Below are 25,082 nucleotides of genomic sequence, written 5' to 3'. Positions count from 1 at the left end.
CGACTAGTGAAAGTACCCCCTATACCCCCTTATCCCCCTAAACTGTCGCCTCATTGCCAGACTCAACCGCCCAGGTTGAACCATTGGACTCATCAGGCTTAACAAGCACGATTGCTCTGCCACCAATCCGCCTGTCCTTGAATCGACGTAAAAACATGGAAAACTTTGTCGGATTGAGCCCGCCGACCTTGTCGGCATATTGGCTTAATGCGGATCGCAAATCGGGATCCTCGCCGAATTTCCGGCGAATTTGCTTCACTGTGAAAGCCTCACCGGACAGAGCATCCATGATCTCGCGGAGCGCCACAATCTCTGGGTCTTCGTTGCGCATCTGATCAGTGTTTCCGCGTGGATCGCCCATACCTAGCCAAATAAGCGATCCACGAACGAGATCAGACCAGACCTTAAAACTGCCCATAGGGGAGGGTGTATCAGGCATACCGGCAACAATGTAGGCGCGTACAATTGTCAGAGCAGCAGCTACGAGTTCGGCTCGGTCACGCTTGGCAAGTTCGACCGGGTCAAAATCAAAAGCACGTTCGTCAGGCCGGTCGCAGTTCGCATCAAGATTGATCACGACGGTTCGCCGGTTCAAGTCGCCATACAGAGACAGACCATTTCCGGTCGCGCAGATTAATGCCGTTGATTCAATCTTAAGGTTTTCACTCTTCCCTAAAATTCGAACTTGAACGGTCGGTTGGGTCAACATCTGGCACAATTGATCGGAGCGAAGTGTGCTGCTTACGTTGTCTATGTTGAGAATGGGGTCGCCAGCTATAGCCGCTGCGCCGATGCGTTTTTCTAGTTCAGCCTCGTCGTGTGTTGGCGTTATTACGGCGGCCGGCTTGCCCGTGGCGAGAACCGCTGCGATATCAACCATGATACTCTTGCCCGATCCGGCCGAAGGTGCACGAACCGCGCTCATCGGAGCCGCAGGCAAGGCCGAACGAATGACGGCAGTAATGAGAAGCGCCAGCGCCGCGGAACGATCACTGTTTGCCACAAACGGAAAGTCAGCGATGGGTTCGGTAAGCTTTTCCAAAGCGACCATTGCATCTTGTTTGATAGGGCGTTCTAGAACCGGGAGCCACGTACGTGACGAACGCAGCAAGAGTCCGCTGGCCCTATCGTACCCGTGGTCGAGTATCACGGTTCCGTCGGGACGAAGGCAGGGGCATTGAATTACTGCCCGAAGATGCGGAATTGCCCCCCATCCGTCACCACGTCTGGCAATGATCATCTGCGCGACGTCTCGGGGGCAATCAATCGCAATATCGTGTTTAGCCCTCGCGTCCCATTTCACGAAATTTGCGAACCGACTAAGGCGGTCAATAAGCACATCAGCGTCAACAGGCTGAATAATCACCGCGCCATCGGACCGCCGAATATCGCTATTCGAGGCCCCGAGTGATGCTAGCGTTTCTGTCGGTGGTAAGTACTCGATTACGCGGACCAGCGATCCACCACGCGCGTAAATCTCCACTGCCGGATCGCCCAACACGCCAATTGCTGCGTCAACAGCTTGATGGATCTTACCCTTTACAACGCGGATTTCCGGCTTTTCCGCCACGTACGGCCCGAAACTATAGCTGCCTTCGCTTGGATCCGAAAACGGTAAATCTTCCGGCGGCGGCGAATGTCGCTCGTTGATAGTGGGTGGATTGATTGCATCCGCAATGGTCCGGCGCACGGCGTCTAGCCCGGATAACCGGTAAAGATCGTCAAAGTCGGTTGCGTCAATCTCTTTGTCGGGAAAGGTCGGCACCGCAACAATTGCGTTTATAGCCTCGGCGGCTTCTCGGGCCTTCGTCAAGCCGGGGTTTTCAACCGGCTTCATTGTGAGCCGGTCGTTGTCGGCGAGAAGGATCAAGCGTGCATCGGGGAATTTCTTTCGGATATTGATCGCAACCGATTTCAGATTTCCGCTATCGAACGCGACATAAACAAGACACCCGGTGGCCTCATGAACACGGGCACACGTCGCATATCCTTCGCCTATGAAGACATCACCGCCATTTGGCCGACCTATCGGATGATAGTTGCCCTCTTTCGCGGTCCCCTTAATGAACCTCTTCACGCCATCAGTTTGAATGAACTGGATACCTACAAGCACCGGCCTTTCAGCTGTTGGCTTGTAAATTGGAACGACCAACCATCCCGCACGCGCCGTCTTTGGTTCGCCGTCTATCTTGTACTTGACGTCTTCGAACAACTGACGAAGGCCGGGGAACACAGGAAGCTGTTTCTTCGCCAAATAGGCATGTTCGGCGTTCGGCTTCTTCGCTGCGGCGTATATGATAGCTGATACCTGGGCAGCGTCGGCGTTCAGCGCTTTCAATTCCGCTTCTCGTTCCCGCTTGTTCTGCTCGATGCGGGCGGCGATGGTCGCCCGTTCCGCCTTAGTAAGTTGCTTCAAATCCTTGGCTACGGTCCAAGTATCTTGAATGCCGGATTTGTAATCGCCGAAAGCGCCGCTCGCTGGGTGGTCGATATGAAGCACGTACCAAATGTGCTTTTTATTCCTATGACCCATGGCATCGGCGCGATGCACCTTGCCGTCGGCGATGGGATGGCCGCCCTTATTGCTTCCAGTGTCCAGATTGATACCAGCGGCGCGCATTGCGTCAAGAAAATCGTCAATGATCATGTTGCGAATACATTTATGCGGCGCGACTGCCACGGCGGTTACACACTTGCGGCTCTGCAGGGCAAACGTGAAGATTAGCGATGTAGTTGTCGAAATCGGATTTCAAAATAACGGTTTTGCCGCCGAACTTTCGAAACACTAACTCTCCGCGTTCACGCATCTTATAGATCATCGCCGGGGTCGAGCCGGTAATGATGGCGATCTCGCTTACGCTATAGAAAATCTTGGTGAACTGGTCTGTGGTCTGCATGTCGCAATCTCCATGAGAAAAAAGTCGCGACCACTATTTGCAAACACATTTTGCGTTTGGCAACAGCAAAATTCTGCAATGTTTTAGAATATTAAACATGCCTAAATAGTTGATTTAGCTAAATGTTATCGATTGATATCAAACGTTGCTATGCTTCTTCGTCAGCGGGCTCTGTGGTCAAGAATTGCGCCCAAGCATTCATCATTTCGCGACGCTTCTCTAACGCGTCAGCGCGACGATAAGCCTGTTCGGTACTATCGCCAAGAACGTGCGCAAGCGCGTGCTCTGCGATTTCGCGTGGAAAATGCGTAGCGTCCCCGCACCAATCACGAAAAGACGAGCGAAAGCCATGGGGCGTATAATGCCCCATTTTCAGTGCGCGCATCCTCATAGTTAACGCCATAGATGATAGCGGCCGTCCTTTTTTCGCTCCGGGGAAAACAAATGCTGAGTTTCGAGCCGCTCCCTCCGGCGCAATTTTTGCCATTTCTGTGAGAATGCCTAATGCTGCGTGAGACAGCGGCACAGAATGCTCCCGTCCTGCCTTCATTCGATGCGCTGGTATCACCCAAACCTTGGCACTCAAATCGAGTTCCGACCAAGTGGCCCCTATGACCTCGCCAGAGCGGCTTGCACAAGTGATTAAGAATGCAAGAGCAAGTTGTGATGAACTTTCGAACGCCCGTGCCTTTTGGAAAAACGCCGGAACATCACGCCAAGCCATGGCCGCATGGTGCCCCCTTTGCAATTTGGTTCGTTTACCTAGCACCGGCTCTAGATTTCCCCTCCAAAGGGCAGGATTCAACGTCCAGCGCGATTTATCGGCGTCACGGGCTTTGGCGGCATCCCATACTCGTTCAATTCGACCGCGAATACGACTGGCAGTTTCCTGTTTCGTACGCCATATCGGCGAGAGCACGCCCAGGATGTCTTCAGTCGTGAGTTCATTCGTTGGTACGAACCGGATTGACGCGCAGTAGGTATCGCCAAGTGTCATCTTCCATTGATCTCGGTGCTTTTGATTTCGAAATTCGCCTTCGATACTTTTGACCAATTGGTCGGCGGCTTCCCCAAATGTTGGCACAGGCTTCGTCTTCGCTTCAAGCTCGGCCGCCTTGGCGTCCGATTCCTTCTTGGCCAATGGGTCGATGCCCTCAGAAATCAATTTCCGCGCCTCAGCGGCGAGATCGCGCGCGCGTTTCAAGGTAATTTCACGCGCCGAACCAAGACCCATCTCGCGTTGTTTGCCGCGCCATTTATAGAAGAATACCCATCGACGGCCGCCGTTGGCAGAAATGCTAAGATAAAGCCCGCCACCATCCGAATGCCTACCCACGGTGGAAAGTGCTTCGCAACCTCTTGCTGACAATTTGTGTATTTCCCGCGCCATAAAGAAATCTCCGCCAGGCTCTTCTGCCCTAGTTCATGCCCTACCAGAAGCTGCGGATGAATGCGAACGGAAATTGAGATAGAATTACAGAAATAGAAATAAGCTATTATAAAACAACAATAATGTTCGATGAGAAAGAGAGACGTTGAGAATAGAATAAACTAATGGGGCGGACACCCCCTCCGCCATATCCCGTTGCCATCATCCACCCATCGTCATGCGAACGAATTCGACAACGGACGTCGTGCCAAGTTTTGTCGAGATATTCACGCGGTGGGCGTCGACAGTTCGGGGCGATATGCCGAGGGCATTGGCAATGCCCTTCGTGTCGAAGCCGCGGCAGATCATGTTCAGAATCTCGCTTTCGCGCGGCGTCAGTGTCGCAAGCAAGGCCTCGTCCTGTTGCCGCTCGAGCGCGGTGTCGAGCAATCGTTCCATCGCATGGATGGTTGCAAACAGGGTATCGGCATCAACGGGCTTGGAGAGAAAGTCCATGACACCGACCTGAAAGGCCGCGCGGCAGGCCGCAACATCACCGTGTCCGGTCAAAATGACCAATGGCCAGCGGATTCCCCGCGCAGCGAGCTGTTGATGCAGCTCAAGGCCATTCACCTGCGGCATTTTCAGATCCACCAGCAGGAATCCCGGCTTGTTGCGATCGACTTTTTCCAGGAAAGAGTTGGCGTCAACGAAGGTCCGGACGGCCATGTCGCTGGCCCGAAAGAGCAGCGACAGACCTTCTCTTACCGTATCGTCATCATCGATCAGATAGATGGGGTACCGCGATGTCATACGATCAATCCTGCCTCTCGGATTTGAATTCGGAATATCGCTCGCCATTGTTGCGCGGGTAAACAGGATTGCGTGGCCAGTCTGGAAAACGCGCATGGTTAAGTTCTATTCACATAGCATTTTCTGTCACCGTAAAGAACGGCGGATTGCGCTCTTTGCACCGGTGTACCGGGGCATCATATCCAGCCTGATAATATGCTATGATTCCATGATCCTGGACCTGTCAGGTGAATATAGCGGATTGGACAGCCACATTTGGTGCAATGATGATGAAATCAATCCCGATCAGGACGTTTCTCTTTCAATGGATCGCGATTGAAATTGTGATCCTGATTGTCGTTGCTGCGATAACCCTGGCCAATCTGCGGAACGATTTTGCAGAAGACCGGTCGCGATTGGCAATAGAACTGACAAATCAATATTCGCAAAGGCGCGCAAGTGTCACGCTGCTGGATCTTGTTTTGCAACTGCCCGACGGAGACACGGAGCCCTCTTTTGTCCAAGTCGCCACGGGCATGATGAAGTCCTATGCTTTTTTGGATAGAATCCAGCTTTTTGAGATGAGACCCGGTCAGTCCGAACTGACTGAATGGATCAGTGTTCCTTCCGCGACCGGCAAGCCGGGAGAAGCAGATCTGCCTGCAATCATGCGTGCCGTGGCGCTCCAGCCTGAAGGGGAAACGATTGCCTATGCGATGCCGCACTTGGCCGAGCATGTTTTGTTTGCGACAAAAGCGATGAATGGCCGGACGCCTGCAGCTATTGTGGTGATCTATGATCTGGCAAAGGCGATTCAATCGATCGTTTTGCCGGAGGCAATAGAACTTCAGGTTCGCCTCGGGAACAGACCCGTTTATGTGCGAAACCCTCATACGCACGGACTTTTTACCGGCTACATGCCGTGGCTGACAGCGGACATGACGCGAACCCCGCTTCGTCCAGATGATGATTCCCAGGCTCATATTCATTTGGACAAGGATGTCGCATTGAGCGACGTGTTTGATTGGCGGATGATCGTCCCCCTGTCGATTTTTGGCTTCGCTGCGCTTTACGCATTTCACTTGCTGAGACGCCAGCGTGCGGCATTGGCAGACGCGCAAGCGGCAGAGCAGCGTGCGCTTCGGCAAATGGAATCGCTCCGGCATGAAAACCGCTTGTTCCAGGCCTCGCGCGTCAATGCTGTCGGCGAATTGGCATCAGGCATTGCCCACGAACTCGCACAGCCTCTTACCGCTTTGCTCAGTCAGAGCCAGGCGGGGCTCATTCTCCTGGAGAAGGGGGAAGCCGGGAACAGGGATGGCAGCCTCAAGCAAGCGCTCGCCGCCAATGTTCGCGAGGCTCAACGTGCCGGCAAAATCCTCCACAGAATGCGCGATTATATTGTCGGGAATGATATTCAACCGATGTTGCAAGAGCTCAACCCGTTCATCGTGAACATGATCGAGCTGCTGCGGGTGAAACTCAGGGAACAGAATATCGAGGTTTCGATGGATTTTGCCACTCCCTCGCCAAAATCGGTTGTGGGTGCCATTGAGCTCGAACAGGTCATTCACAATCTTCTGCGGAATGCTGTCGATGCCTTGTCCGAATGCAGGCATGACCGCAAGAGGATCACCATCAGGACGTTCAGTCAGGATACGGTCAATATCATCGAAATTGCTGATAACGGCCCGGGACTATCCGACGAAGTCCTGAAAAACCTGTTCCGTCCGTTTTTCACGACCAAGGAGAACGGCATGGGTCTCGGTCTTTCGTTGTGCGCCCGGTTGCTTGACCGGTCGGGCGGTACGCTCCATGCCCGCAATGATAATGGAGCGGTGTTCTGGATTGTGCTGCCCGGGGAAGGGATGACATCGCCGCTCATATCTCAAGGATCAGCGGACAGTGGTCTGACACTTCCGGTTCCGTCACCACCGTGAATTCCCGAACCTCGACATTCTGGTTCACCAGCATGTAATCGGCAAACCGTCCCTGCTTGCGATAATGCGAACTGCGGGTTCCGTTGAACCCTCCGGCCGTGACCAGATCCGTCAGCCCTATTTCGGCAAGCACGGAAAAGGTCTCGCTTCCGGGTTCGACATTGAAATCGCCGCACACGATCAGCGCGTCACCCGGCGCGGCAATCCGGGACGCCAGTTGCTTCAGCCGGCGGGCCTGCGCCAGCCGTTCGGGCGTATCCATCTTCCCGTTGACATCGCGCAGCCCGTGCATATGGGCGATGGCGACCATCCGGTCGCGCGCATAGTCGTAAACCCGGATTGCATGCGCAGACCGCGACCTCGGATGATCGCCATAGCCGTGCGGCGAAAACGCCTTGTGCACGAAGTCCTGTGCCTGCGCCGTAACCGGCAGGGAGTTACGCACGAAGGTCGCGAGCCCCCACTGCGAGGGCACCGGCTGATCACCGTTCCACAATACGCCCTGGGCTGCCGGACAGAATATGGCCGTATGGCTGGCAAGTGCGGCCGCAACATCGCGAAAAAAATTCGCGCGCTGGGGCAGGACATGATCCCCGTCGCGATACAGGAGCCAATCGTCCCTGGCCTCGGGACTGTGGACCACCTCCTGCAGGCATAGAACATCCGGCTGCTCCGTTTGGAGATAGGATATCAACGGTTCGTGCAGCTTGCCGCCCCAGCCGTTGAGGCTCATGATTCGCATGCCCTACATCTCCATGGGACCCGTGTGAGCTTTCTATGCGAACGTTAGCTGGGTTGAAACCCGGGAACAGGCTGGGCTTGCGGAAACGGCCTGAACGTCAGGGCGATCAGGAATGCGCCGATACCGATAGCCCAGGCTCCGATATAGAGCCATTCGTAGCTGGCGAATGTGTCGTAGATCAAACCTCCGGCCAACGGACCCGTGGCCATGCCCAAGCTGGCGGCCATAGCTGTTCCGCCGATGATGGTGCCCATCATGCGCATCGGGAAATTCTCGCGCGCCAGTACGGCATAGAGCGGCATGACACCGGCATAGATGAAACCGAACAATGCGGCCACCGCATAAAACCCGGCAAGTTCCCGCACGAAGACATAGGCCAGCGCCCCGAACGCCTGGAGCAGCAGCCCGCCGACCAGCACGCGCTTGGCGCCCAGGCGATCACCCAGAACACCGAAGACAACCCGGCCGCCAAGACCTGCCAACCCTTCCAGGCTGTAGATCGTAACCGCTGCGATCAAAGGAATTCCGCAGCTGACCGCGTAACTCACCGTGTGGAAAATGGGGCCGGAGTGGGTGGCGCAGCAAAAGAAATTGGTCAGCAGCAGGATGATGAACTGAGGAGACCGGATGGCTTGCCCGATCGACATGGATGACTGCGGCTCTGCGTCCTGCAGCCCCGGGGTATTGCCCATCTCGGCGGCCGGCGGGCGGCGCACCAGAAGGGCGGCGGGAATCATCACGGCGGCCGCAACCGCAGCGATGATCAGCATGGATGTCCGCCAGCCATGGATCGAAACAAGCCATGCCGCCAGCGGCGACATGGTCATCGGCGCCATGCCCATGCCCGCCGAAACAAGAGACACGGCAAGGCTGCGCTGGGTGTCGAACCAGCCGGTGACGCATGCCATCATCGGCGCGAAGATTGCGGCGGTCGCGGCGCCGACAAGCAGGCCGAAGACCAGTTGAAACTCGACAAGCGACGTAGCCCGACTGGCCAGTGCCAGACTTGCGGTCAGCAGCACCGATCCCGTCAGCACCACGGGACGGGCGCCGAAGCGGTCGGACAGGTTCCCCCACAGCATGCTAGCCGATGCCATGGCGATGAACCCGATCGTCATGGCGCCGGACACGCCGGTGACGGACCAGCCCGTGTCCCGGGCAATGGGCTGGAGGAAAACCGGGAGGGAAAACATGGCGCCGATGGCCATGCAGCCCAGCAAGCCGCCGGCTGCAACGATTACCCAGCGATACGAAGCATTGCTCATTGCTCTCTCCATTTTACTGGCTGTTGCCGAAAGCCCTTGCCATGCAGGCCGTGCAAACCGGTGTTCGCCCGCCGTGTTATCTGGGCCGCGCGACAACGCGCACTTTACCGCTTTTGCCGCCGCCACAGAAAAACTGATCACCGCCGTCGGACTCGAGCCCCGACACGCCGGTGCCCGCGGGCATGTCGAGGATGGTCAGGACATTGCCGGTCGCGGGATCGATGCGCCTGACATCACTTTGATCTTGTTCCCACGTGCCGTGCCAGAGTTCGCCGTCAACCCAGGTCACCCCGGTGACCATGCGCTTGGACTCGATGGTGCGCAAAATAGCGCCTGTCTGCGGATCGATCTGGTGGATTTTCCGGCCCTGATGCTGCCCGACCCAGAGCGTCCCTTCTGCCCATGCAAGCCCTGAATCGCCGCCGCCGCCGGGCGCCGGGATTGTCGAGAGCACACGGCCTGTCTCCGGGTCGACCTTCTGGATGCGATCTTCGGCAATCTGGAAGAGATATTGGCCATCGAAAGCGGTTCCGGCGTGCGCAGCGATGTCCAAGGAGCGCAACACGGTCCCGCTCGCCGGATCAAGTGCATTCAGCCGTTCTCCCGATGCAAACCAGACATTCCGGCCATCGAAGGTAACCCCGGCCACCTGGTCGGTGCCGGGAAACGGGCCATATTCGCGGAGAATTTTTGCCGATTGTTTCATGATTTCATCCTTGTCACCTGACTGCTGAACATTTCCTCCTGACCCTACTCACTTGGCAGGAGATCGGGGAGTAACAAGATTGTCGGGAAACCTGGCACGGGCGGACTGATCCAGCGGCGGGCGCGTCCGCGACCGAACGACTGCACCTTGCCCGCTTCCGCAAGTATCAGAAGGGCGCGCTGCACGGTCCGGGAACTGGCCCCCAGGGCAATGGCCAGAGCGGAACTTGACCATGACTCGCCATCGGCAAGAAAGGCGAGAACCGCGCCATGCGCTTCCTCCATGGGCGGCGCAAGGACAACGATGCCGCTGGCGTCGAGAGGTGTCATGCAAAAGCCCCGCGCTGTTGCGGACACATCGGCCAACATTCGCAGTTCCTCGCGCAACCGGCCGACTTCGACCCGCAGGCGGGCGCGATGCGATTCATCCGCATGCTTTGCCCCGAATGCGCGGGCGAGAAGCGCGGCTCTTGGCACGTCACCGGGCGCGGCTTCGCCCAGCGCGCGGGCCAGCGCGAACAAAACCGGTCGCGTGGCAAGCGATATCACCCGATCCCCGACCCGAACGACATGCCGGCACGCGTCGACGACCAGCACACCGGATGCGAGCAGCGTTTCGATCTGCTCCAGCAAGAGCGGACGTTCCTCACCGCGTTGAATCAGACGGGCGGCGGGTGTTTTCAGGATATGGGAGGCTTGCTCGACCTCCGCGATGAGGGCGGGGATCTTCGCTTCCGCCGCGGCTTTCTCGGCCCGCCTGAGTGCCTCGCGCGCTGCAGACGTGTTCAGGCGCCGGATGGCAATTCCGGCAGCCACGAGGGCGAGCGCCGCTCTCGACGTTGCCGGCAGCGGCGCGGGATCAAGCTTGGCGAGGGCGCGCTCGGCCGCGTCGACATGACCGACCAGAAGCAGCCGCCGAATATCCACGGTCCGTGCATGGGCGGCATTGACGTGATCGCCATGGGCTTCGAGTGTTGCCCGCGCCATGTCCAGTGCCTTTACGCGCCAGCCCAGATCGCGCGAGACAAGTGCAATTTCCGCTTCGGCGACGATGCATCGCGCGCGGGCTTTTTCCTCTTTTGCGCCGAATGCCCGCGCCGCGCTCTGCAACAGGGTCCTGGCGCGCGGGAATTCGCCAAGTTGCGCCATGGCGATGCCGCGCAGTGCAAGGGCGGGCGCGTCATCACGCAGCGCCACCCGTTTCAAGGCGCCGAGAGTATCACCTGTCGCAAGGGCGTGCGCTGCGGCGTTGATCAGGGAGTCCATCGGATGGCCGTCACACTTGTTACTCCGATCGTTCGATCAGCGAGTCGTAATCCATCTCACGGACAATAACCAGTATTGCAACCTTGATCGGCGAATGGGGGGGCTGGCGAAATCCTGCGTTTCTTTGCGCAGCATTTGAATAGAGGGCGGGTGAGGCTCGGTTGGGGCATTGACGGGGGAAGAATATCACCGAGCCTCCCATTGCCTCATGGAGAGTAGCAACGAGGGTATCATGAGCACCGGAGTTGGGCTTTTTCATGAAGCGCCAGCGCTTGCGCGCGCGGGCCGGATCGCTTGTACAAACACAATGCGAAGCATTCATTTGTTCAGATGATATTAATCTGCAGGTAGCATCTTTGTGCCGGCGTTAAGGTGGGAATGACGTCGTTTACGGGCAGGGGGCTCTGTGGATCAGGATGGCGAAAATACAAAAATAGACTACCAACCCTATGTGATGTCGGTTTGGCCGGTTCTATTTGCATTCGTGGCGGTTTCGATGATGGTGCTGTTTCTCGGCAGAATGGGGGCCGATTTCAGAAATGCGGGCGATCACAATCTCACCCCCCAGACGCACACCGGTGACGACTCCGACAGCCGGTGACACAATCCGGCTGTTCGGCGTTGAAAACCGGCGCAGCCGGCTTGCGGTCTTCCGCGTTGAATAGAGCTGCCTGACTTAGCCTGTTGTATCGCTCACGCATTTCTTGACGAAACTGTTTTTTGCGGCGCCGGCAAGCTTCTTGGCGGCGGCCTGCGTATCGCAGGTTGTTGCCGCATCTGCCGCGCATTTCTTCGTGAAATTGGTCAAAGCAGCGCCGGAAAGCTTTTTGGCCTCGGCCTGGCTTTTACAGGTGCCATCCGCCAAGGCCGGACTTGCTGCCAACGCCAGAAGTGCGATCGCTATAAGTACACGCATATTCAACTCTCCATTGCTGTTCCAGGAATAATAGGTTTGCCCCAATGGGATGCTACGTCAAATGCAACTGAATGACCTTCGTGTGTCTTTCTGAGACAACCGAACAGCCATTCAGCTTCGTTTCCGGTCTTTACCCGCCAGTATCTTGAGGAAGCGGTGAATTGTGCGCCGGTTCGGCCGTTCACTCAGTCTGCTGAAGCGCCGATGCAGAAACTCGTCGATTTCCCGAACGGAGACACTGGCAAGATCCGTACCGTAGCGGGCCTTCAATGCTTCTTCGATCATGTCCAGGTCCCTCGTGGTCGGATTGTAACCGGAGGTACTTATGGCAAGAGGAAGCGATTGGTGAATGAGGTATTTCGCAAGTTTATTGAGTTCTGGATCACGGCCCAATTTACTCATTTTTTCTCCCCCGTGCTCTTCGGCACTATGGGGGAGAGAATACGCTTCGACAGCCCCGCAAGCAACAACGCTGAACCAAAATATTCGTTAAATAAATTCGTCGATTTTTTACTTCATATCACGGGTATTACTAACAGGCGGCCACGGAGAAGACGTAACCGTGATAGTCGTTGTCGATAAGCAGATTCAGCTTGATCTGGGGGTTTCTCGCCAGCCACTCCCTGCATGCTCTTTGCTGGCCGAATTCCGGGAGATTCCTGAAACAACGCCAATCATCGAACAGCATGACAGACCCGACCGTCAAACGGGAGGTGAGGTAATCCAGCACAGGAACGGTGGACTCGTAGAGATCACAATCGACCCATGCGAACGCAACGGTCTGGATAGGCGATGACTGCGCATGTCCTGGTTGCAGCGTCTGGTCGTACCAGCCCTTGATGGTTGTAACCCGCGCCAGATCAACATTGCGCAGCTTGAGATTTTCCTTGAACTGCGTCTCGTTGCACGAGAACTGGCCTTCGAAGAAGCCGCCGCTATAGCCGCCGGACTCGTCGATCCCCTTCTTTGGTTGCGGCAAGCCCTCGAACGAATCCAGGGCGACAAAGCGCATCTCCGGATTTTCCCGTCCTATCACGTTGCACGCATAGGCAAAGGTCTCGCCCTGATAGACGCCGAACTCGAGATAATCTCCCTTGATTTGAGCGCCCCTGAAGTAATCGGTGACCTTGTCGATGACGTCCCACCTGAACCTGTTCGGTGCAAGGAGACGCGTTTGCAGATACTCGACCTGTTGGGCAAGAGCGAGATTCGTTTGCTCATACCGATCCAGCCGGTCCTGCAGTTCGGCGATCACCTGGTCTAGTCCGTAGCTTCGTTCCTGTTGCGGCAAACTGGTCATGCGTGATTCCACTTTATAACTGGGAGATTCGATAGCGGGCAGGCAAGTGTAACAGTCGTACCATTGCCTTTTGATGATTGAATCGCAAGAGAGCCGCCCATTGTCTGAATAAGACGCGCACACCCTGTCAAGCCCAGTCCGCTATGGCCGCGCGACTCGCCCTTCGTCGAGAAGAACGGTGTCGTGGCCTTCTTGATCTGTTCCCGGGACATGCCGACACCAGAATCCTCGATGGCGACAATCAGGTCTTTTCCAATCGGCCAGCGCCTGGCGATATTCACCTTGATCACAATGTGCGGGTGCAATTCATCCTCGACGGCGTCCTTGGCGTTGCGCAAAAGCTCGTGGAGCATGAGATGGAATTGGCCCTGCGGTACAAGCAGCTGCATTGCTTTCACATCGGCGCGCACGATGGGAATGGTCGATCCGTCGGGACGCGTGATCTGATCGAGGATCGTTCCCAGCGTCACGATCGGCGTATTGTCCTGATCAAATTTGGGATAGGCGATCCGGGCCAGCCAATCGGTCACAACCGACAGATCAGTGATCCGCTTGCGGGCCATGTCGAGCAGTTTTGGATCGGGGTTTTCCTCGGGCGAAAGTGTCTCGTGCATCCACATGGACAGTCCGTTGATTCGCGTGAAGGTCATGTGGGAGAAGAGCAGCGCGAACTGGCGGACCTGATTGTTGTAGAGCGCCTTGCTTCTGTAGGCGACCATGGCAAACAGAACGATCATGATCGCGGTTGCAAACACGAAGGCGTACAGGAAATTGTCGTAGAGCGCTTTTTGCTCGAGATCGGCGGTGCGTTTCTGGGTGTTTCCAAGGTTGCCCGTCGTCGTCAAGACAATGGCCGGCCAGAAATCTTCAAACCTGGCCACAATCAGATTGTAGTCCGGATCAGCTAGTGCAAGCTGCGGCATCAGCTCATTGTTTATGTAATCGAGCAGTGTCTTGATCAGATCGATATCCACTTTAGGCATGATCTTCTCGGTATAGGGCAAAGCGATCAACGTCTTGGCATTGATGGCGAGATAGGTGCTTTCAGACAGGATTTTGGCGCGATACTCCTGGGATTTGGTGAACGCAGCCAGCCGGGCCCATCCCATGATGCTGACCATTTTCTCGCGCGCTTGGGTTGAACGCCACTGAACCTCGTTGACTTCCCCGATGATGTCATAGGCCTGACTGCGATACTTGTCCGTTTGCAGAAACGAGGCCAGGCCGATCAGCACAAAGAGACCAAAGGAAATGGCAAGGATGTAGGTACCGTTTGCGCGGAGTATCTGTCTCACCTATCCACCACGTGTCTGAAATCAATCCCACTCATCGTCTAAGGATCACGCGGCTTGATGCGCGATCAAAAATTATTGCTCAAATTGCAGCTCGGTGAGAAACCAGATCCATCTTGAGTGATCTCCCGGGTCATAGGCCTTGGGCATGCTGTCAAAAGGCCAGACAATGTAGAATGGCCCAAAATCGTCGGCCTCAAGCGGGCGGAATTCGCCCTCATGGCATTTTCCTGCCTTGGCTTCAACGTCATTGCAGGCAATCTGTGAGGCAACGATCGGATTGTAACGTTTGATTTCGTCCATATCGATTCTGGCGGAATAATCGTTGGGCGCAATTCCCTTGATGACCTTCGCATTGGCCAATCCGTTCTTTGCCAAAATCTCGATCAGCGAAAAACCGCGATAGGTGCGCTGTACGTCGTTGGTCCAAGGCGTCTTGGTCTGGATCTCCCGATAGGGAAATGATTTTGCCAGATCGTCCTCCTTGTAGGAGACGATGGGTTTTCCGCTCTGGCGTTCGATCTGGAGAACATGCGGGTCGACTATGCCGGCGGAAGCGGCGGGAACCGCGCATAAGAGCACAAGGCCCAAGAAGCAGGCACGCCAACCGCTGTATATTTCCACGGCCTTTTCCTCAATCGGTTGCAGGATCATCATTGTCGGTAGTGATTTTGCGGCCATGAGCCAGGACTTTGCTGCGCGCCCGTTTGTATTTCTGCTCGGCCATCTCGGCACTTTTCATCTTAAAGTGCTTTGCCATAAGCACAAACAGTTCATTGCGTTTCATGCCCTTCGGGCGGTCTTCCACCCATTGGAGGCATTCTTCCTCCGACAATGACAGGAACGGATAATAATAGCCCGGAAAAGCATCGCTGATCGTCTCGCTCCCCCGATGCACGACAAATTCAGAACGGGTCATGAGTTCTAGAATGCTGGCGAGGGTGGGGGCATTGAGCCGGTTTTTACCCAGATATCCCTTCGCACCGAGATTTCTGCATGTTTCCGCCTCATCGGTCGAATACCGGCCGGTGATGACCAGATGAACGGCTGCGGGAGTGGAATTGATGATGGATTCGATGATTTTCAGGCGCACATCGCGGGATTCCATCTCGCTTCCATAGTCTGGAAGCCCCGGATCGATGATGATCAGGTCAAATTCATCCACCTCGATAGCCATCTGCGCCGCATGGAAGGTCTCGGCGGTCGCCACGTGCTGACCGGCTGTCTTGAAGTGCCGCTTCAGCGAATCCGCATAAAAATAATCATCTTCGATGATCAGAACTTTGGAAATTTTTACATTCGCGTGGTCCATGCGTGGGGTTTTAACAGGCTCGTCTCGCGAAAAATAGGTATCATCGCGGCACCTACCGCATGCGGACAATTCAAGCATGATGACAGGCAGGAATGCGTAAGGTGCCATGGTAATGCATTGGCTTTTCCTAAGACAATGGCGCCACTGCAACGATCCACCAATAGTGAAACTCGTTCTGCTTGCTATCGTTCCACGTGCACCACCGGTCGTTTTCTTGTTCAAACTCACTGTGATCATAGCGCTCGATCAGCGAGCTGATAGTAAGCTTGCAATCTTCAATTGTTTCAAATTGTAGGGGAAGGGGTTCGTCCCATAAAACATCACCAAGCGTGTTTCGCACACCGTGCTTGATTATATACATACTTGAAGACCCCCGAAATTCTTTGAGATATACTTAGTTGTATGAAGCCGGAATACAACCGGGCCGCGAAAAGAAAGCACCGCGCAGTTGTTTCGCTGCTGCATATCGCGTTCGGCGTGTCCCGGCATGCTCTGAAGGTCCATCGCCAGCGAGGCTGGACGCCTTGATTGGAACTTTCATCAGCAATCCGAGTTGAAGAACGCTGGCGAAACCCCGTTGGCAGGGCTCGGCCTGGAGGACGTGTGCAGCTTCTGACAAGCCGGGCCCACAGGAGGATGCAAGGAGAATGATCGACGATTTTGATGACGATGACGAAGAGGTCTGGCCAAGCTACAGCTCGAATGTCTGGTATATCGCCATATTCATCGGGGGCGTGGCCGCCGCAGCGCTTCTGACCTACATCTTCGGCGGCTGGCTCTAACGGCGCTTGCGCCGAACACGCTTCACGTCTCCGCATCAAACCTTTCCTTTGCGGATGAGGCGCCCGTTAACCAAAGTTAGCCATGACAGGCAATGTCTCCCTGCTCTGTTAAGCTGCTGTCAACCTATCGGTGCGAGTTATAATTCTGGTGCAATACTCCATGATGGGTTCTGGGGCTGCACCGGGTTCTGTTCGGTATCGTTGCGTAAAAAGTGTGGGGACGGCATCCAGCCGGTAGTTTGCATTGTCAAAAGCCAAAGCTTTTCGAATTGCGGGAGTTGTTGCGATGGGCGCCCTGATGGCAGCCTGCGCGTCCCCCACGGCAAAGGTTGCTAAACGAAGCCACGGCAAGGAATATTTCGCTGAATCCGAGTATGGCGTCAAAGCCAGCCCCCGCGTCGTCACCGATTTCCGCAACATGCCGCGCGGCGGCGGGCGCGACCAGATCGGCAGGCCCTATCAGGTTCGCGGCAAGTGGTATTATCCCAGGGAAGAGCTGGGCTACAAGCGCCAGGGGCGGGCATCCTGGTACGGCTCGGCCTTTCATGGCCGCCTGACCGCCAATGGCGAAGTATACGACATGAACCACCTGTCGGCGGCGCATCCGACCATGCCGCTGCCGAGCTATGCGCGCGTGACCAATCTTGCCAATGGCAGTTCCGTGATCGTGCGCGTCAACGACCGCGGGCCGTATCACAGCGATCGTGTGATCGATCTGTCGCAAAAGGCTGCGACAATGCTCGATTACCAACACACGGGTACGGCTGACGTGAAGGTGGAATATGTGGGTCGCGCGCCGCTCGAAGGGCGCGATGACGGCTTTTTGCTCGCGTCGTATCGTACGCCCGGCACGCGTGATCGTCTGATGCAGCCGGATTCGGGCACCATGATTGCCATGAATGGACCGACACCCACCCAGCGCAATGCCCTTTCCATTCCCGGCATGCGGCAGCCGAAGGCGCAAGGCGTTCAGGTGGCGAGCCTGAATGTGGCGCCGGTATCGTTCAATGATCAGGCGGTCAGTCTTGGTGCGCCCGCGCAGCCGCAGATGAATGCCGCCATGGGTGCAATGCCGTTCGGCTATGATATACAGCCGGTTCTGCCGCTTGTTGGTCCCTATATCGACGACAAGCCGGCGATCCTGCTCGGATCGCTGAAGGGCGGCACACGGCGCGCATCGCCATTCGTCAGTTCCTACGCCAGCGAGCGTGTGGCAAGTGCCAATGCCACGGCGGTGGCGATGAACAGTCTGATATCGCCGAAGGCCATTTCCGACGCGTGGAAGAATGAAAACAAGCCGCGTGAATCCGCAGCGGCACCGGCGGGTGAATATGTCGATGTCGGCCTTTTTGCCGACAGGTCCGAAGCGGGCCGTGTCATGAGCGCCCTGGCGCCATTGGGCAAGGTCGATCTGTCCGAGGTCAACAGCTCGGATGGCCCGCGCATCGCTCTGATTGCACGGACCAGCGCGGGAAAGAATACCGATGCCTTGCTGCAGGCTGCCTGGAAAGCGGGAGCAGGTGATGCGTTTGTCGTACGCGATGACGGAAACTGATTTCCCGCGTCAAAGAACATTGCCGTTACAGCCATTCCGTAAGCTTGCCGCCAGTCTTGCCGTCGTGCTGCTTGCCGCATCGCCGGTTCATGCGCAGGAAGCATTGTTCGACACCAAGGCCAAGCAGGCCCTGATGCTTGAAGACCAGACAGGCACCATTCTCTACGCCAAAACACCCGATACGCTGATCGAACCAGCCGCGCTGGCCAAGCTGATGACCATGGAACTGGTCTTTCATGCGCTCAAGACCGGCCAGATCAAGATCGATACCCAGTATACCGTCAGCGAAAATGCCTGGCGCACGGGCGGGGCGCCGTCCGGCGGCTCCACCATGTTTGCCAAGCTCAAATCGTCGATCAGCGTCGGCGACCTCATCCAGGGCGTTATCGTACAGTCAGCCAATGACGGTTGCATCATCCTGGCCGAGGGTATTGCCGGGTCGGAACAAAAATTCGCCGAGATGATGAACGCACGGGCGAAGGAAATCGGCCTGAAGAATTCGACGTTCCGCAATTCGACCGGCTTGCCCGATCCGGAGCAAAAGGTGTCGCTGACGGACCTTGTCACGCTGGCCCGCTACATCAAGCACGAATATCCGGAATATTATCGCACCTATGCGCAGGAGAGCTTCACCTGGAACAATATTTTCCAGCGCAACCGCAATCCCTTGCTGAAGCTGGATATCGGCGCTGACGGCATGGGAACCGGCTACACCGAACAATCCGGCTATGGTCTTGTCGGTTCGGCCGAACATAACGGGCGCCGTTACATCGCCGCCCTGAGCGGTCTGGCGACAGACAAGGAGCGGGCGGAAGAAGCGAAGAAAATCTTTGAATGGGCCTACAGCGCCTTCGAGGAAGTCAATATCTTTGCCGAAGGCGAGACCATCGCGGAAGCCAGCGTGTTTGGCGGTGTCAAATCCAGCGTCCCACTCAAGGCACACGAAAAGATCAGCCTTCTCGTCCCAACGGCCAACAAGGATCGCCTCAAGGCCCATGTGGTGTATAAGGGCCCGCTGCTGGCCCCGGTCAAGGCGGACGAGCAGGTCGGCGTGCTGCGGATCTGGATCGGCGATGCCTTGGCGCAGGAAACGCCGGTTTACACGGGCGAAGCCGTTGAACCCGGTGATCTGCAGAAGCGCACGCTCGATGCGGTCCTGGAACTCACCACCGGCTGGACGCGCCGCCTGAAGCTTTAAGCTTTTCCCGGCTCGACCTTTTCAGTCCCGCCCGTTAGAACCTCGTCTAGAGATCAAAAGTGACTCTTTATCGAAAGACGGCTGACGGCGTGCAACAAGGACTGTTCATTACCTTTGAAGGCGGCGAGGGCGCCGGCAAATCCACCCAGATCACCCGTCTGGCAGCGCATATGCGTGCAGCCGGCGATGATGTGGTGGTGACCCGCGAGCCGGGCGGCTCACCCGGTGCCGAGGCCGTGCGGCATGTCATCCTGAGCGGCGCTGCCGAATCCTTCGGTCCCGCCATGGAAGCCATGTTGTTTGCCGCCGCGCGCAATGATCACGTCGAGCAGGTCATGCGTCCGGCACTCAACACGGGCAGCATGGTGCTCTGCGACCGCTATATCGACTCCAGCCGGGTTTATCAGGGGGTCACCGGTGATCTCGATGCCGGTCTGATGCGGGCTATTGAAAGGGCAGCCGTCAACGGACTGATGCCTGATCTGACCATCATTCTCGATCTGCCGGCGGAAATCGGTCTGGAGCGCGCAAACGCGCGCCGCGGAACAGGCACGGCCGATCGCTTCGAAAAGGAAACCATCGAGATGCACCGCAAGCGCCGGGACGCTTATCTGGCCATCGCCAAGGCTGAACCGGGGCGGTGCAAGGTGGTGCCTGCGGACCGGCCGGTTGACGATATCGCGGCGGATATTGCCCGCCTCGTCGATCGCCTGAAGGCGCGGCGTGCGATAAAGGAAAAGGCCAGAGCGGGGGCGGCACAATGAGCGATACGCTTCCCGACGTGCCAGCCACGCACGATACGATTGACGGCATTCCCGCTCCGTCGGCCAATCCCGCGCTGTTCGGTCATCCATCCATCCGTTCATTTCTGGCCCAGGCCTATCAATCCGGCCACATGCACCACGCACTTCTGCTCGAGGGGCCGCAGGGGGTGGGCAAGACCACGCTGGCCTTTCACCTCGCCGGACACATGCTCAAGCATCCGGTGCAGCGCGATGCGCCGCTGGAACTGGCTGTGCCCGATTTTTCCGTCGCGCCGTACCGGCAGATTGCCACCGGGACACATCTGGCCGTGCTGCATATCAGCCGCCCGCTCGATGCCAAGACCGGAAAATTCAAGACCGGGATCACGGTCGATGAGATTCGCCGCGTGACGCATTTTCTCAATCGGACGGCACATGACGGCGCATGGCGCATTGTCATCGTCGACCCGGCAGATGACATGAATCGCAATGCTGCCAATGCGTTACTGAAGACTCTTGAAGAACCGCCGCAGCGAACGCTGTTTATTTTGATCTCGCATTCTTCCGGGCGCTTGCTGCCAACGATCCGCTCGCGCTGCCAGTCCATCCGTTTCGAGGGGCTGCAGCGCAGTGACCTCCTGTCGGCGCTGGCAACCATTGGCCTTGGCGCGGACCAGGTACCGGACACCGAAGCCCTCGTAACACATGCGGACGGCAGCGTGCGCAAGGCGGCACTGCTTGTGGCGTTTGGCGGACTGGAGATATCGCAGACCATCGACGCGATACTGACAAAGCCGGTATTCGATGTCCCCAAGGCGCAGGCGCTTGGCACAGCCTTGTCGGGACGCGATTCGGAAATTCAGTTTGATCTCTTCCTTGAGGACATTTTTTCGCGGATCGCGACGAAGGCAGGGGAGGCTGCCGAGAAGGGTGCCGTGGCCGTGGCCAATCACTGGTCGACGCTGTGGCAGGAAATGCAGGGCGAAGCCCGTGAAGCCGATGCCTTCAACCTTGACCGCAAACAGTCCGTTCTTATCTTTCTTGACAGGATGCATCGCGCCCTGCGTGCATCTTGATCCGCCACCCGGTCACACCACATGAATGCGGAATAGTATTTCAATTGAATTCATGCGTTTACGACCGGTATAGCAATCAGGCCGGACATGGGTTATGTCAGCCTGACGCCTTCCCAAGATGCCAATTCCGAAGCAAATCAGGTTACGTATGAGCCGCGAAACATTTTACATCACCACAGCCATTTCCTATCCGAACGGCAGCCCGCATATCGGTCACGCGTACGAGCTGATCGCGACGGATGCGATTGCCCGTTTCAACCGCCATGACGGCAAGGATGTGTTCTTCCTCAGCGGTACGGACGAACATGGCATCAAGATGCTTCAAACAGCACGCAAGGAAGGCATCACGCCGCGGGAACTTGCCGATAGAAATGCCAAGCTTTTCCGTGACATGGGTCATCTCCTGAATGCGTCCTATGACGACTTCATCCGCACCACCGAGGAGCGGCATTACGCGTCGTCGCAGGCGATCTGGAAAAAAATGGTCGAAGCCGGGGATATCTACAAGGATTCCTATGCCGGCTGGTACTCCGTGCGCGATGAAGCCTACTATCAGGAAGACGAGACGGAAGTGCGTGCCGATGGCGTGCGCTACGGCCCGCAGGGCTCGCCCGTCGAATGGCTGGAGGAGGAAAGTTATTTCTTCCGCCTGTCCGCCTATCAGGATCGCCTGCTCAAACTCTATGCGGACAATCCGAGCTTTATCGGGCCGGACGAGCGCCGCAACGAGGTCATCTCCTTCGTCAAGTCCGGACTGAAGGACCTGTCCGTATCGCGCACGACCTTCGACTGGGGCATTCCGGTTCCCGGCGACGAGAAGCACGTCATGTATGTCTGGGTCGACGCGCTGACCAATTATATCACGGCGGCCGGTTATCCCGATGAGAAGGCCGAGCGCTGGCGCTATTGGCCCGCCGACGTGCACATCATCGGCAAGGATATCATTCGCTTCCACGCCGTCTATTGGCCGGCCTTCCTTTTGTCCGCGGGAATCGAACTGCCGAAGCGCGTCTTCGGCCACGGCTTTGTGTTCAACCGCGGCGAGAAAATGTCGAAATCGGTCGGCAATGTCATCGATCCGTTCTCCCTGGTCGAGCATTACGGCCTGGATCAGGTGCGTTACTTCCTGCTGCGCGAAGTGCCTTTCGGTCAGGATGGCAATTACAGCCATGAGGCGATCGTCAACCGCACCAATGCGGATCTTGCCAACGACCTTGGCAATCTGGCGCAGCGCTCGCTGTCGATGATCAACAAGAACTGCGAAGCCAAGGTTCCGCAGCCCGGCGCATTGACCGATGTCGACAAGGCCATCCTCGGTCAGGCGGTGGCAGCGCTGGAGACAGCCCGCAAGGCCGTCGGCACGCAGGCCATGCATCTGGCGCTTGGGGCGATCTTTGCCGTGGTGGCGGAAGCCAACCGCTATTTTGCATCGCAGGAGCCATGGGCGCTGAAGAAGACCGATCCCGCGCGGATGGAAACGGTTCTCTACGTGACGGCGGAAGTGATCCGGCGTGTCGGCATTCTCTGCCTGCCGTTCATACCGGGATCGGCGGCCAAACTGCTCGATATCCTGGCCGTGCCCGCGGACAAGCGCAACTTCACCGATCTTCTCGGCGGCAGCGAACTGGTGCCCGGCGCCGATTTGCCCGCGCCGCAGCCGATCTTCCCGCGCTATGTCGAGGCAGACAAAGGCGCCTGATCAGGAACCCGGATCTTTTTCATGCTTGTCGATAGCCATTGCCATCTGGATTTTCCGGATTTTGCCGAAGAACGTGACGCCATCGTGCAGCGCGCGCTGGATCTTGGTGTTGTGCGGCTGGTCACCATCTGCACACGCGTTCGCAAGTTTGACGGCATTATCGGCATTGCCGAACGCTATGACAGCGTCTTTGCTTCGGTCGGGACGCACCCGAACAATGCGCATGAGGAACTCGACGTCACCGCCGATGACCTGATCAAGCTGGCCGAACACCCGAAGGTGGTGGCAATCGGTGAAGCCGGGCTCGACTATCACTATGATTATGCGCCGCCAGAAGCACAGCAGCAGGGATTTCGCACCCATATCGCCGCAGCACGCGTCACCGGCCTGCCGCTGGTCATTCACGCGCGCAGCGCCGATGAGGACATGATTGCGATCCTGCGCGAAGAATCAGGGAAGGGGGCCTTCCCCTTCATCCTGCATTGCTTCTCCTCCGGTGCCGAACTGGCGCGGGTTGGCGTCGAGCTTGGCGGTTACATCTCGTTTTCCGGTATTCTGACATTCAAGAATTCGCCGGAAATCCGCGACATCGCCAGAAATGTGCCGCGCGACCGGCTGCTGGTTGAAACCGACGCGCCTTATCTCGCGCCGATGCCGCATCGCGGCAAGCGCAACGAGCCGAGCTTTGTCACCCATACGGCAGCCGTGCTGGCGGACACCATCGGTGTCAGCGTCGAGGAAATCGGCATTTTGACCACCGACAATGTATTCCGCCTGTTCACCAAGATGCCAAGGCCCGCCGATGCCTGATCGCCTGCGCTTTACCATTCTGGGCTGCGGCTCGTCTCCGGGCGTGCCGCGCATCAATGGTGACTGGGGCAATTGCGATCCGGACAATCCGAAAAACCGCCGCCGCCGGGCGTCCATGCTGGTGGAACGCATTGCCGCGCATGGCGGCGTGACCACCGTTGTGATCGACACGGGGCCGGATTTCCGCTCGCAGATGATCGATTTCGGCTCCGGACGGCTTGATGCCGTCGTCTATACCCATGCGCATGCGGACCATATTCACGGCCTCGATGACCTTAGGACCTTTGTCATCGACCGGCGCGATCTGGTGGACATCTATGCCGATCAGGCGACCCAGCGCAGGCTCGTCGAAGGCTTCGGTTATTGTTTCAAGACGCCGGAAGGTTCGAGCTATCCGCCGATCCTGCGGCCGCATGAGATCGTGCATCACGAGGCTTTTGAGGTTGACGGCGCGGGCGGTCCGATCCGCTTTCTGCCGCTACCGCAGGTGCATGGCGATATCCTGTCGCTGGGCTTCCGCATCGGCGATGTGGGCTATTGTTCCGATGTCAGCGCGTTTCCGGAAACAACAGCGGCCGAGCTGCATGGGCTCGATATACTCATCATCGACGCGTTGCAGTACCGTCCGCACCCAAGCCATTTTTCTCTCGATGAATCAATGGAGTGGATCGAAAAGCTGAAGCCGCGTCGAGCCATTCTGACCCATATGCATGTGCCACTGGATTATGGAACTGTCCTGCGCGATACGCCGGAACATGTCGAACCGGCCTTTGACGGCCTGTCCTTTGAGGTTGAAGCATGAGCAAGAGCGTTGAACGTGTCCGTCAGGCAGCTCATGCGGCTGGGCTGGAGATCGAAATCCGCCAGATGGCCGATTCAACCCACACGGCCGAAGATGCAGCGGTTCAATGCGGCGTCACAGTCGCACAGATCGTCAAGTCACTGATTTTTCAAGGCACCGATACGCAGCAGCTTTATCTGTTTCTGGTTTCCGGACCGCGCCAGCTTGATCTTGCCAAGGCTGCGCGGCTGACCGGAGAAACGCTGCACCGGGCTGATCCAAAGCACATCCGCAAGGAGACTGGCTTTGCCATTGGCGGCGTATCGCCATTGGGGCATCTGATCGACATCAAGGCCTATGCGGATGAAACACTGATGCAGTTCGACGTCGTCTGGGCTGCAGCAGGCGGCACCAACTTTGTTTTCCCGGCAGAACCGCAGGCTTTGATGACGGCGGCAAAGGCTGAAATAGCCGATATTACCGGCTGATCGAGCCATTCCGGTCCATCTTCTGGTTCCATAATCTATCTTATGCGATCTTTGTATTGCTGTTGGGTACATTCCATTTTCAACTGCGACGGCCCTTTCTCGTATGAACCGACGGGCCTCTCCGTCATCGCTCGCCAAACCATATCTCCATCGC

General features: G+C 57.0%; 24 protein-coding genes and 1 pseudogene. 11 read left to right on the top strand and 14 right to left on the bottom strand.

What is annotated here, in order from left to right:
- Nucleotides 1–37: 37 nt before the first annotated feature.
- The 4 genes from ACZ5FP_RS12090 to ACZ5FP_RS12075 form a co-directional block, all read right to left on the bottom strand.
- Nucleotides 38–2,647 (bottom strand): hypothetical protein, encoded by a 2,610-nt coding sequence (locus ACZ5FP_RS12090; protein WP_464660388.1) that lies wholly within the window; start codon nt 2,645–2,647, stop codon nt 38–40.
- 13 nt (nt 2,648–2,660) lie between these two features.
- Nucleotides 2,661–2,897, bottom strand: coding sequence for a helix-turn-helix domain-containing protein (locus tag ACZ5FP_RS12085; protein WP_464660386.1), 237 nt, complete (start codon nt 2,895–2,897; stop codon nt 2,661–2,663).
- A gap of 148 nt (nt 2,898–3,045) precedes the next feature.
- On the bottom strand, nt 3,046–4,287 hold the full coding sequence (locus ACZ5FP_RS12080; protein WP_464660384.1) for a tyrosine-type recombinase/integrase: 1,242 nt from the start codon (nt 4,285–4,287) through the stop codon (nt 3,046–3,048).
- Between the two features lie 201 nt (nt 4,288–4,488).
- Nucleotides 4,489–5,079 (bottom strand): response regulator transcription factor, encoded by a 591-nt coding sequence (locus ACZ5FP_RS12075; protein WP_464660382.1) that lies wholly within the window; start codon nt 5,077–5,079, stop codon nt 4,489–4,491.
- A 263-nt stretch (nt 5,080–5,342) separates the two neighbouring features.
- Between ACZ5FP_RS12075 and ACZ5FP_RS12070 the strand changes: the two genes are divergently transcribed.
- Nucleotides 5,343–6,998: a sensor histidine kinase gene (locus ACZ5FP_RS12070; protein WP_464660380.1), complete on the top strand. Its 1,656-nt coding sequence runs from the start codon at nt 5,343–5,345 to the stop codon at nt 6,996–6,998.
- Here ACZ5FP_RS12070 and ACZ5FP_RS12065 read toward each other — a convergent pair.
- The 4 genes from ACZ5FP_RS12065 to ACZ5FP_RS12050 form a co-directional block, all read right to left on the bottom strand.
- Nucleotides 6,940–7,740: an endonuclease/exonuclease/phosphatase family protein gene (locus tag ACZ5FP_RS12065; protein ID WP_464660378.1), complete on the bottom strand. Its 801-nt coding sequence runs from the start codon at nt 7,738–7,740 to the stop codon at nt 6,940–6,942. The two genes, ACZ5FP_RS12070 and ACZ5FP_RS12065, sit on opposite strands and share 59 nt — an antisense overlap.
- 44 nt (nt 7,741–7,784) lie before the next feature.
- Nucleotides 7,785–9,005 (bottom strand): MFS transporter, encoded by a 1,221-nt coding sequence (locus tag ACZ5FP_RS12060; RefSeq protein WP_464660376.1) that lies wholly within the window; start codon nt 9,003–9,005, stop codon nt 7,785–7,787.
- A gap of 76 nt (nt 9,006–9,081) precedes the next feature.
- A complete protein-coding gene (locus tag ACZ5FP_RS12055) occupies nt 9,082–9,711 on the bottom strand; it encodes a Vgb family protein (RefSeq protein ID WP_463012978.1) in 630 nt (209 codons plus the stop codon).
- A 44-nt stretch (nt 9,712–9,755) separates the two neighbouring features.
- The gene (locus ACZ5FP_RS12050) at nt 9,756–10,976 is read right to left on the bottom strand and encodes a helix-turn-helix domain-containing protein (RefSeq protein WP_464660374.1); all 1,221 of its coding nucleotides are present in this window, start codon (nt 10,974–10,976) and stop codon (nt 9,756–9,758) included.
- Between the two features lie 406 nt (nt 10,977–11,382).
- Here ACZ5FP_RS12050 and ACZ5FP_RS12045 point away from each other — a divergent pair, with 406 nt between their 5' ends.
- Nucleotides 11,383–11,577, top strand: coding sequence for a hypothetical protein (locus ACZ5FP_RS12045; RefSeq protein ID WP_464660372.1), 195 nt, complete (start codon nt 11,383–11,385; stop codon nt 11,575–11,577).
- A 75-nt stretch (nt 11,578–11,652) separates the two neighbouring features.
- On the opposite strand, the gene ACZ5FP_RS12040 is transcribed toward ACZ5FP_RS12045, so the two are convergent.
- The 6 genes from ACZ5FP_RS12040 to ACZ5FP_RS12015 form a co-directional block, all read right to left on the bottom strand.
- On the bottom strand, nt 11,653–11,892 hold the full coding sequence (locus ACZ5FP_RS12040; protein WP_464660371.1) for a hypothetical protein: 240 nt from the start codon (nt 11,890–11,892) through the stop codon (nt 11,653–11,655).
- A 111-nt stretch (nt 11,893–12,003) separates the two neighbouring features.
- Complete coding sequence (locus ACZ5FP_RS12035) at nt 12,004–12,294, bottom strand: hypothetical protein (RefSeq protein WP_464660369.1); 291 nt, start codon at nt 12,292–12,294, stop codon at nt 12,004–12,006.
- Nucleotides 12,295–12,424: 130 nt separating this feature from the next.
- Nucleotides 12,425–13,192 (bottom strand): TylF/MycF/NovP-related O-methyltransferase, encoded by a 768-nt coding sequence (locus tag ACZ5FP_RS12030; protein ID WP_464660367.1) that lies wholly within the window; start codon nt 13,190–13,192, stop codon nt 12,425–12,427.
- The gene (locus ACZ5FP_RS12025; protein ID WP_464660365.1) at nt 13,189–14,487 is read right to left on the bottom strand and encodes a sensor histidine kinase; all 1,299 of its coding nucleotides are present in this window, start codon (nt 14,485–14,487) and stop codon (nt 13,189–13,191) included. The genes ACZ5FP_RS12030 and ACZ5FP_RS12025 overlap by 4 nt, the downstream gene beginning before the upstream one ends.
- Nucleotides 14,488–14,559: 72 nt before the next feature.
- A complete protein-coding gene (locus ACZ5FP_RS12020; protein WP_464660363.1) occupies nt 14,560–15,108 on the bottom strand; it encodes a putative pterin-binding protein in 549 nt (182 codons plus the stop codon).
- A 10-nt stretch (nt 15,109–15,118) separates the two neighbouring features.
- Nucleotides 15,119–15,904 (bottom strand): response regulator, encoded by a 786-nt coding sequence (locus tag ACZ5FP_RS12015; RefSeq protein WP_464660361.1) that lies wholly within the window; start codon nt 15,902–15,904, stop codon nt 15,119–15,121.
- Between the two features lie 539 nt (nt 15,905–16,443).
- Here ACZ5FP_RS12015 and ACZ5FP_RS12010 point away from each other — a divergent pair.
- The 9 genes and pseudogenes from ACZ5FP_RS12010 to ACZ5FP_RS11970 all read left to right on the top strand — a co-directional run bounded on the left by ACZ5FP_RS12010 (nt 16,444) and on the right by ACZ5FP_RS11970 (nt 24,928).
- Nucleotides 16,444–16,578 carry a hypothetical protein gene (locus tag ACZ5FP_RS12010; RefSeq protein ID WP_464660359.1) on the top strand — a complete coding sequence of 45 codons (135 nt, stop codon included), beginning with the start codon at nt 16,444–16,446 and terminating at the stop codon, nt 16,576–16,578.
- A 286-nt stretch (nt 16,579–16,864) separates the two neighbouring features.
- Nucleotides 16,865–17,524, top strand: a pseudogene (locus ACZ5FP_RS12005) (septal ring lytic transglycosylase RlpA family protein); the annotation flags it as partial.
- 577 nt (nt 17,525–18,101) lie between these two features.
- A complete protein-coding gene (locus ACZ5FP_RS12000) occupies nt 18,102–19,331 on the top strand; it encodes a D-alanyl-D-alanine carboxypeptidase family protein (RefSeq protein ID WP_223613429.1) in 1,230 nt (409 codons plus the stop codon).
- Nucleotides 19,332–19,420: 89 nt separating this feature from the next.
- Nucleotides 19,421–20,095 carry a dTMP kinase gene (gene tmk / locus ACZ5FP_RS11995; protein ID WP_464663255.1) on the top strand — a complete coding sequence of 225 codons (675 nt, stop codon included), beginning with the start codon at nt 19,421–19,423 and terminating at the stop codon, nt 20,093–20,095.
- Nucleotides 20,092–21,150, top strand: a complete 1,059-nt coding sequence (locus tag ACZ5FP_RS11990) for a DNA polymerase III subunit delta' (RefSeq protein WP_464660356.1) — start codon at nt 20,092–20,094, stop codon at nt 21,148–21,150. Before tmk ends, ACZ5FP_RS11990 begins: the two co-directional genes overlap by 4 nt.
- Nucleotides 21,151–21,298: 148 nt before the next feature.
- Entirely contained in the window at nt 21,299–22,849 is a 1,551-nt protein-coding gene (metG, locus tag ACZ5FP_RS11985; RefSeq protein WP_464660355.1) for a methionine--tRNA ligase, read from the top strand.
- A 21-nt stretch (nt 22,850–22,870) separates the two neighbouring features.
- Nucleotides 22,871–23,659 (top strand): TatD family hydrolase, encoded by a 789-nt coding sequence (locus ACZ5FP_RS11980; protein WP_464660353.1) that lies wholly within the window; start codon nt 22,871–22,873, stop codon nt 23,657–23,659.
- Nucleotides 23,652–24,461, top strand: a complete 810-nt coding sequence (locus ACZ5FP_RS11975) for an MBL fold metallo-hydrolase (protein WP_464660351.1) — start codon at nt 23,652–23,654, stop codon at nt 24,459–24,461. The genes ACZ5FP_RS11980 and ACZ5FP_RS11975 overlap by 8 nt, the downstream gene beginning before the upstream one ends.
- On the top strand, nt 24,458–24,928 hold the full coding sequence (locus ACZ5FP_RS11970) for a YbaK/EbsC family protein (RefSeq protein WP_346306347.1): 471 nt from the start codon (nt 24,458–24,460) through the stop codon (nt 24,926–24,928). Before ACZ5FP_RS11975 ends, ACZ5FP_RS11970 begins: the two co-directional genes overlap by 4 nt.
- The last annotated feature ends 154 nt before the right edge of the window (nt 24,929–25,082 follow it).

It is taken from the genome of Phyllobacterium sp. T2-21 (assembly GCF_055378485.1).
Note: the sequence above shows the minus strand (reverse complement) of the source record. Positions and strands in the feature narration are given on the sequence as shown.

What these genes read in the sequence shown, in the direction of transcription:
- ACZ5FP_RS12090 (WP_464660388.1), bottom strand. Translation starts at nt 2,647, where the DNA reads ATGATCATTGACGATTTTCTTGACGCAATGCGCGCCGCTGGTATCAAT.
- ACZ5FP_RS12085 (WP_464660386.1), bottom strand. Translation starts at nt 2,897, where the DNA reads ATGCAGACCACAGACCAGTTCACCAAGATTTTCTATAGCGTAAGCGAG.
- ACZ5FP_RS12080 (WP_464660384.1), bottom strand. Translation starts at nt 4,287, where the DNA reads ATGGCGCGGGAAATACACAAATTGTCAGCAAGAGGTTGCGAAGCACTT.
- ACZ5FP_RS12075 (WP_464660382.1), bottom strand. Translation starts at nt 5,079, where the DNA reads ATGACATCGCGGTACCCCATCTATCTGATCGATGATGACGATACGGTA.
- ACZ5FP_RS12070 (WP_464660380.1), top strand. Translation starts at nt 5,343, where the DNA reads ATGATGATGAAATCAATCCCGATCAGGACGTTTCTCTTTCAATGGATC.
- ACZ5FP_RS12065 (WP_464660378.1), bottom strand. Translation starts at nt 7,740, where the DNA reads ATGCGAATCATGAGCCTCAACGGCTGGGGCGGCAAGCTGCACGAACCG.
- ACZ5FP_RS12060 (WP_464660376.1), bottom strand. Translation starts at nt 9,005, where the DNA reads ATGAGCAATGCTTCGTATCGCTGGGTAATCGTTGCAGCCGGCGGCTTG.
- ACZ5FP_RS12055 (WP_463012978.1), bottom strand. Translation starts at nt 9,711, where the DNA reads ATGAAACAATCGGCAAAAATTCTCCGCGAATATGGCCCGTTTCCCGGC.
- ACZ5FP_RS12050 (WP_464660374.1), bottom strand. Translation starts at nt 10,976, where the DNA reads ATGGACTCCCTGATCAACGCCGCAGCGCACGCCCTTGCGACAGGTGAT.
- ACZ5FP_RS12040 (WP_464660371.1), bottom strand. Translation starts at nt 11,892, where the DNA reads ATGCGTGTACTTATAGCGATCGCACTTCTGGCGTTGGCAGCAAGTCCG.
- ACZ5FP_RS12035 (WP_464660369.1), bottom strand. Translation starts at nt 12,294, where the DNA reads ATGAGTAAATTGGGCCGTGATCCAGAACTCAATAAACTTGCGAAATAC.
- ACZ5FP_RS12030 (WP_464660367.1), bottom strand. Translation starts at nt 13,192, where the DNA reads ATGACCAGTTTGCCGCAACAGGAACGAAGCTACGGACTAGACCAGGTG.
- ACZ5FP_RS12015 (WP_464660361.1), bottom strand. Translation starts at nt 15,904, where the DNA reads ATGGCACCTTACGCATTCCTGCCTGTCATCATGCTTGAATTGTCCGCA.
- ACZ5FP_RS12010 (WP_464660359.1), top strand. Translation starts at nt 16,444, where the DNA reads ATGATCGACGATTTTGATGACGATGACGAAGAGGTCTGGCCAAGCTAC.
- ACZ5FP_RS12000 (WP_223613429.1), top strand. Translation starts at nt 18,102, where the DNA reads ATGCGTTTGTCGTACGCGATGACGGAAACTGATTTCCCGCGTCAAAGA.
- ACZ5FP_RS11990 (WP_464660356.1), top strand. Translation starts at nt 20,092, where the DNA reads ATGAGCGATACGCTTCCCGACGTGCCAGCCACGCACGATACGATTGAC.
- metG (WP_464660355.1), top strand. Translation starts at nt 21,299, where the DNA reads ATGAGCCGCGAAACATTTTACATCACCACAGCCATTTCCTATCCGAAC.
- ACZ5FP_RS11980 (WP_464660353.1), top strand. Translation starts at nt 22,871, where the DNA reads ATGCTTGTCGATAGCCATTGCCATCTGGATTTTCCGGATTTTGCCGAA.
- ACZ5FP_RS11975 (WP_464660351.1), top strand. Translation starts at nt 23,652, where the DNA reads ATGCCTGATCGCCTGCGCTTTACCATTCTGGGCTGCGGCTCGTCTCCG.
- ACZ5FP_RS11970 (WP_346306347.1), top strand. Translation starts at nt 24,458, where the DNA reads ATGAGCAAGAGCGTTGAACGTGTCCGTCAGGCAGCTCATGCGGCTGGG.